This is a genomic window from Arthrobacter tecti (assembly GCF_054511355.1).
The window spans coordinates 59,098-65,472 of sequence record NZ_JBTNCT010000021.1; the positions used below are offsets into that span (position 1 = coordinate 59,098).

Here is a 6,375-nt window from a genome sequence, read left to right on the forward strand (position 1 = left end):
CTAGCGCTTATTCGAGAGCGAAGACAGCTTCCTCGCTGGTGCGTTCACCCAACCGGGCCTGAAACACGTACTGTCCCGGACCGGGCACTGCCTCAACCGGCGTACATTCCGGCGTACTGCGGATTCTCTCCCACGTGAACCTTGCGGTCTCGGATGAACCCGGCTCGATCGTGACTTCGAGATCCTCCGCGCCCTCCTGGCAGTCACGGGAAGAGAAGATGCGGTCCTCACCACTGGTGATCAGGAACTCCATCTGCGAGGTGCCGACGTTCACGGGGCAGGCAACTTCGCCGGTGTTGCTGACTGTGAGCGTGAGGACGGGCAACTGGTCAGCGGCGTAGGTCTGCGCGTCCGTTGTGGCCGTCACTTCGATCGACGCCGGGTTGCACACCGGTTCGGTGGGAGTGGGACTGGGCGTGGGCGACGACGACGGCGTGGCGCTCGGTGAGGCCGGCGCAGACGCCGTGGCGCTCGCATCAGCTGGGGCCGACGATGTTTCAGCTGGCTCATCGGCGGTCGGCTCACCACCCCGGAAGAGCCCGGCAATCGCAATCCCGGCCCACACCAGCCCTCCGACAACCAAGAGTACGACGACGGCGGCCACCTGCCGCCGTCGTCGAAGTACCTGGGGGCTCGGCTTCCGGAGAGGGCCGGGGGGCCTACTGCTGCCTGTGCCTCCTGCCGAGCTCATGGATCAAGGTTAGAGACAGCAACGCGTGAGCAGGGCGCACCACGCCGGAATGCGGTCACCTTCGCTGCCGGACCGCACCGGATTCACGGCCGCGGCCCGGCAGGATTCGCTGACGGGGCCCGTCTGAATCCACTGCCGGATTCACTGCCGGGCCTGTCTGTGTGGGGCTACCGTCAGCGCGGCAGAGTGTGAACCGGCGCGAGCTCGGTCAGCAGACACGGGCCCCCCTCATATATCCCGCCGTCGATGGCCAGCACCAGCCCATCGGCGTAGGAGTAGGACTCAGTCACGTCGGAGTATTCGACGCCACGCACGTCGCCGACGATGCTGTGGCCGTGCACGATCCGCCGTCCACCGAATCGCGCCAGCACTGCGGCGGCCGCCTCCGGACCGTCCTCCCCCAGGAATGCGTGCCGGGTAGTCATTGCGCGCCAAAGGTCCCACCGTTCTCCGACCAAAGTGCTTCGCAGCTGCGCTCGGACGGACGCGTTGACGGCGTCGATCGACCCACCCCAGCGCAGATACTCCAGGGTATCGGAGTGCATGAGCAGATTCTCGCCTTCCAGAGCCAGGGCCGGCAGGTTCGACAACCAGTCGACATGGGTCTCGGTCAGCCGGTCCTGATCGCTTCGCTGCCCGCTGTTCAGCGTCCAGCTGCGCTCGAAGGACCGCGGCAAAGGGCCGTCGTGGGGGACCTCGGTGCCGCCGAAGGTTCGCATTCCCAGCGCCAGCACCTCGTGATTGCCCAGCAGGGCCTGCACGCTACCTGACCGTTTCGCGGACTGACCGGCCAGACGCATCACCAGGTCGAGCACTGCGATGGCATCCGGCCCGCGGTCAAAGAAGTCACCGAGGAACCACAGCCGCGCGTCGCCTCCGGTCCAGTCGCCTCGACGATCGATCAGTCCGGCATGGCGCAGCTGGGTGATCAGCGGATCGATGTGGCCATGGATATCGCTGACAGCAAAGACCGACTGGTGGAATGTCACCCTGCAATGCTATGCGACGTGACATCCTTCGTCAGACGCCAGCGCATCACGAGCCTGCCGCGGCGCTAGCCTCATGAGCGCCGGATACAGTAGGTGCTGGCCCAGCCAGAGCCATCCAACGCTGCTTCTGGAGGCCTTCGCGCCAGGAACCGGTGTTTGTTCTGCGAGCGCCTGCACTGCACTCATTGCATGCGTTGCAGTCGGTGCAGCTGTTTCCTGACAGAGACACCCCCACCCGACACGTGCCAGCCACGCCAGGAAGGAGCCCCGTGGACACCGTCGAGCTGCACCGCAGGCTGAGTGACTGGTTCGACGGCGCCGCCCGCGACCTCCCGTGGCGGCTGCCCGACCGCACGCCCTGGGGAGTACTGGTCAGCGAGTTCATGCTGCAGCAAACCCCGGTCTCACGCGTACTGCCCGTGTGGACGGAGTGGATGGAGCGTTGGCCCACGCCGTCGGACCTTGCCGCAGCTCCGGCGGGCGACGCGCTCAGGCATTGGGGGCGCCTGGGCTACCCACGCAGGGCGCTACGTCTGCACGCGGCGGCGACCGCCGTCGTCGTTCGGCATGGCGGCGAGGTGCCTGGAGTGTACGAGGAACTGCTCGCGCTGCCCGGCGTTGGAACGTACACGGCCGCGGCCGTGGCTGCCTTCGCCTTCGGGCGGCGGGAAACGGTGGTAGATACGAACATCCGCCGCGTGCAGGCTCGGCTCATCGGCGGGGACGCACTCCCTGCGCCGTCCCTGACTGCAGCAGAAACCCGGCGGGCAACTGAGCTCCTGCCCGACAACGACGCCGCCTCCGTCCGCTGGAACGTGGCGGTCATAGAGCTGGGTGCGCTGATCTGCACGGCGCGGACGCCGGCCTGTGCGCAGTGCCCGGTACTGGACGAGTGCGCCTGGGTGGCCGCCGGGAAGCCTGCGCCGACCTACGTCCCGAAGGGGCAGTCTTGGGCAGGAACGGATCGGCAAGTACGCGGCGCGATTATGCATGTACTGCGGCATTCCGAACATCCCGTACCGCGGCGTCTGGTTCATGAGCGGCCTGTGGACTTGGCCCATGGGATCCCCGTGGAATTCGAGAAGCTTTACACGCTGAATGCGCCGTTCGAGCAGCTGGAACGCGCATTGAACGGCCTCCTCGCCGATGGCCTGGCGGAGGAGACCGCTCAGGGAGTGCGCCTGCCCGGGTGAGGAGGCAGCTCCGATGGGTCCGCTGGCCAGGCGTCACCGAAGCTGTGCGAAAGCTCCGCCGAGCACCTAGAGTTCACCGAAACCGTCCTCTACCTCGCGGCCGATGTAGTCGATCGCCGCCCGCGACTGGGGTCCGGTAGCTTCGGCCTGAAGCTCGGAACCTTCCCCGAGCGCCAGGCTCATCAGGAGCATCACCGATTTGCCGTCGACGCCGTTGATGGTTACCTCGGCGTCGAGGTCCGTCAGCGCCCGGGCGATCACAGCGGCTGGGCGCGCGTGCAGCCCCATCTTGTTCCGGATGGTCCAGGCCCGGCGCACCGGCGCACCGCGCGGCTTGTCCGCAGGAACCGGGATGCCGGGTGCTGCGGCGCCGTGCGACACGAACGGCTCCAGCGATTCCGGGTCTATGGATACGACGGCGGTCTCAGCCTCGGCAGCAACCTCGTCCACGGTTCCGCCGGACTGCGCACGCACCGCAGCGGCAACCGCTCCCTCGACCAGCGCAGCCCTGGGCAGCCGTATCCGCGAGCGGGCGTCCTGGGAGAGGAACTCGAGCGTCATTTCCGCCGTCATCACAGCTGAGCCAAGGTCCGTCAGCACGACGACGCCGTCCCCCTGGTCCGCCTCGACAAGCCCCTTCTGGACCTTCTCCAGGCTCGTGCCGATCCGGGGCGGGGAGTCAGCAGTACCCCCGGCAGGGACGATCAGCACGTTGGGGGCCATCTGGCCCGCGAGTTCCACCACACCTTCGGCGATCCTGCAGCTGTGCGAGACGATCACCAGCCCTACCGTCACTGGTCCCGCTCCGCTACATTCGCCGCAGCCTGCAGGATCAGTGCCGTGGAGACAGCTCCGGGGTCCCGGTGCCCGGCGCTGCGTTCACCGAGATAACTCGCCCGTCCCTTCCGGGCGATCAAGGGCTCAGTCCCGGCGGCTCCGGCCTGGGCAGCGTTTGCCGCCGCCTTGAGAGCCTCCGCGGCTGTTGCACCGGCCGCCTCGGCAGTTCCAGCGGCCTCAACGGCCGGAGTCCACGCATCCACCATGGTCTTGTCGCCCGACTCCGCCTTCCCCCGGGCCACCACGCCGTCCCGTGCCGCGGTCAGAAAGCCGACGACGCCGGACGCGTCCACCTCCCGCGCGTCACCGAGAGCGGTGGCTGCGCGGAGGAAAGCCGTACCGTAGAGAGGGCCCGCCGCGCCGCCGACAGTTGACATCAGCGTCATGGCAGCAAGTTTGAGAGCGGCCGCAGGGGTTTCCTGCCCGCCGTCGTCGAGCTTTGTCAGCACCGCGCTGAAGCCGCGGTGCATGTTCTCGCCGTGGTCAGCGTCGCCAATGGCGCGGTCCAGCTCGATCAGTTCTGTGCGGTGTTCCGCGAGGACCCGCGCACACTCACGCAGCCACGCTTCAGCCCACTGGGCGTTCAACGCCATTTACACTCCCCATCGCAGGGCCGGAGTCCATACCGGCGAATCCCAAAGTTCCACCATGTCATCATCGAGCTTCAGCACGGAGATCGACGCACCCTGCATTTCCAGCGCCGTAATGTAGTTGCCCACCAGGGACCGCTCGACGGCGAGCCCGCGGTCTTCGAGCACCTGCCTGGCACGGCGGTACACGATGTACAGTTCACTCGCCGGGGTGCCTCCCATCCCGTTCACGAACAGGAGTACGCGATCGCTGGCGGTCGCGCCGAGATCCGCGAGGATCGGTTCGAGTAGGCGGTCGGTGATGCCGTCGGCGTTCTCCATGGCAATCCGGTGGCGGCCGGGCTCGCCGTGGATCCCGATTCCGATTTCGATCTCCTCGTCAGTAAGGTCGAAGCTCGGCACACCGGCGTGCGGCACGGTACACGCCGAGAGGGCAACCCCCATCGAGCGCACGTTGTCATTGACCCGCTGGGCGATCTCCGCGACGGCGTCCAGCGGGTCTCCCCGCTCAGCCGCCGCCCCTGCGATCCGCTCAACCAGCACCGTCCCGCCAACCCCGCGCCGGCCGGCCGTGTACAGCGAATCCTCCACGGCGACGTCGTCGTTGATCAGCACCGACCGGACGTTCACGCCCTCGGCCTGCGCCATCTCCGCGGCGGTCTCGAAATTGAGCACGTCACCCGTGTAGTTCTTGACGATATGCAGGACGCCGGCGCCGCCGTCGACCGCGAGGGTCGCGGGGATGATCTGGTCCGGCGTGGGCGAAGTGAAGACGGGACCCGGGACTGCGGCGTCGAGCATTCCACGCCCTACAAAACCTGCGTGCAGCGGCTCATGACCGCTCCCCCCTCCGGACACCAGCCCCACCTTGCCCTGTACCGGGGAATCCCTGCGGGTGATGAAGAGCGGATCGGTGTGCACCTGCACGAGGTCGGCGTGCGCGGCCCCGAATCCTTCCACGGATTCGGCCACAACAGACTGCGGGTCATTGATGAGCTTCTTCATCGCGGATCTCCTTGGACGCTTGAACCTGCCCACGGTAGGGCCGCGGGCCGTGAGGCTACTTGCACAGTACTCCGCGGCCGGAGAGGTTGCCCAGAGGTTAAAGGACTGTGGGAAGGGCTCCGGACGGAACCCTTCCCACAGTGCGTTGAAAGTCAGCGCGGTTACTTGCCCTTGAACGCGTCCTTGATGTTCTCGCCGGCGTTCTTGAGGTCGGCCTTGCTCTGGTCCTTCTGGCCCTCGGCTTCCATGTCTTTGTTGCCGGTGGCCTTGCCAAGCCCTTCCTGGACCTTGCCGCCCAACTTCTCGGCATTGTTCTGTGTCTTGTCGTCTGCACCCATGGCGTTCCGCCTTTCGTCGACGTTCCGCTCCCCTTGTGGAGGAACTCACCCGGTCCTGAAATACCAAGCACCCTTAGTTTATCGAGGGCCAGTCGATCTGGCTAGAGCTCCCGGATCATGCGCGTATTCCCAAGGGTGTTGGGCTTCACGCGCGCCAGGTCGAGGAACTCCGCCACGCCCTCATCATGCGAGCGCAGCAGCTCCGAGTACACCACCGGGTCCACCGCCGACTGATCCTCCATCACCTCGAACCCGTGCTTCCCGAAGAACGCCTCCTCGAAGGTGAGGCAGAAAACCCGGCGCACGCCGAGTTCGCGCGCTTCCTCTAGCAGGGCGCGGACGACGGCGCTGCCCACACCCCGGCCCCGCGCACGTTCGGCGGTGGCAAGGGTGCGAATTTCCGCGAGGTCCTCCCACATCACGTGAAGGGCGCCGCATCCCAGCACGCCGCCGTCGTCGTCCTCGACGATCTTGAACTCCTGGAGACCCTCATAGTAGGCGACCGTTTCCTTGGCCATCAGGACGCGCTGCTCCGCCAGGGGTGCAACGAGTTGCTTGATAACGGGGACATCGGCTGTGGTTGCCCGGCGGATTCGAAAGGATTGGCTCACCCGATCCAGTCTAGGTGCGTGGGTCAGTAATGGCGGGCGCTGTTTTTAAAACGCCGACGTATTAGCGGTGCCCTGGCGGTGTTGGCTGGGAGAATTGGGGGTATGGATTCCGGTGGCGATG

Annotated in this window: 8 protein-coding genes; 1 reads left to right on the forward strand and 7 read right to left on the reverse strand. The window is 66.5% G+C overall.

Annotated features, from left to right (window positions below):
• Positions 1 to 7 precede the first annotated feature (7 nt).
• Positions 8 to 691 (reverse strand): hypothetical protein, encoded by a 684-nt coding sequence (locus ACX80C_RS17205; protein WP_459327684.1) that lies wholly within the window; start codon positions 689 to 691, stop codon positions 8 to 10.
• A gap of 173 nt (positions 692 to 864) precedes the next feature.
• Positions 865 to 1,680 (reverse strand): metallophosphoesterase, encoded by an 816-nt coding sequence (locus ACX80C_RS17210; protein ID WP_459327685.1) that lies wholly within the window; start codon positions 1,678 to 1,680, stop codon positions 865 to 867.
• 269 nt (positions 1,681 to 1,949) lie between these two features.
• Here ACX80C_RS17210 and ACX80C_RS17215 point away from each other — a divergent pair, with 269 nt between their 5' ends.
• Positions 1,950 to 2,873: an HhH-GPD family protein gene (locus ACX80C_RS17215; RefSeq protein WP_459327686.1), complete on the forward strand. Its 924-nt coding sequence runs from the start codon at positions 1,950 to 1,952 to the stop codon at positions 2,871 to 2,873.
• Positions 2,874 to 2,939: 66 nt separating this feature from the next.
• Here the strand turns inward: ACX80C_RS17215 and dhaM are convergent, their stop codons facing one another.
• The 5 genes from dhaM to ACX80C_RS17240 all read right to left on the reverse strand — a co-directional run bounded on the left by dhaM (position 2,940) and on the right by ACX80C_RS17240 (position 6,254).
• Positions 2,940 to 3,668, reverse strand: coding sequence for a dihydroxyacetone kinase phosphoryl donor subunit DhaM (gene dhaM, locus ACX80C_RS17220; protein ID WP_459327687.1), 729 nt, complete (start codon positions 3,666 to 3,668; stop codon positions 2,940 to 2,942).
• On the reverse strand, positions 3,665 to 4,303 hold the full coding sequence (gene dhaL, locus ACX80C_RS17225) for a dihydroxyacetone kinase subunit DhaL (RefSeq protein ID WP_459327688.1): 639 nt from the start codon (positions 4,301 to 4,303) through the stop codon (positions 3,665 to 3,667). Before dhaL ends, dhaM begins: the two co-directional genes overlap by 4 nt.
• Positions 4,304 to 5,305 carry a dihydroxyacetone kinase subunit DhaK gene (gene dhaK, locus ACX80C_RS17230; protein ID WP_459327689.1) on the reverse strand — a complete coding sequence of 334 codons (1,002 nt, stop codon included), beginning with the start codon at positions 5,303 to 5,305 and terminating at the stop codon, positions 4,304 to 4,306.
• Positions 5,306 to 5,466: 161 nt separating this feature from the next.
• Positions 5,467 to 5,643, reverse strand: coding sequence for a CsbD family protein (locus ACX80C_RS17235; protein ID WP_167995629.1), 177 nt, complete (start codon positions 5,641 to 5,643; stop codon positions 5,467 to 5,469).
• A gap of 101 nt (positions 5,644 to 5,744) precedes the next feature.
• A complete protein-coding gene (locus ACX80C_RS17240; RefSeq protein ID WP_167995628.1) occupies positions 5,745 to 6,254 on the reverse strand; it encodes an amino-acid N-acetyltransferase in 510 nt (169 codons plus the stop codon).
• Positions 6,255 to 6,375: the final 121 nt, after the last annotated feature.

Coding starts and splice junctions, on each gene's coding strand:
- dhaL (WP_459327688.1), bottom strand. CDS start 4,303: ATGGCGTTGAACGCCCAGTGGGCTGAAGCGTGGCTGCGTGAGTGTGCG.
- dhaK (WP_459327689.1), bottom strand. CDS start 5,305: ATGAAGAAGCTCATCAATGACCCGCAGTCTGTTGTGGCCGAATCCGTG.
- ACX80C_RS17235 (WP_167995629.1), bottom strand. CDS start 5,643: ATGGGTGCAGACGACAAGACACAGAACAATGCCGAGAAGTTGGGCGGC.
- ACX80C_RS17205 (WP_459327684.1), bottom strand. CDS start 691: ATGAGCTCGGCAGGAGGCACAGGCAGCAGTAGGCCCCCCGGCCCTCTC.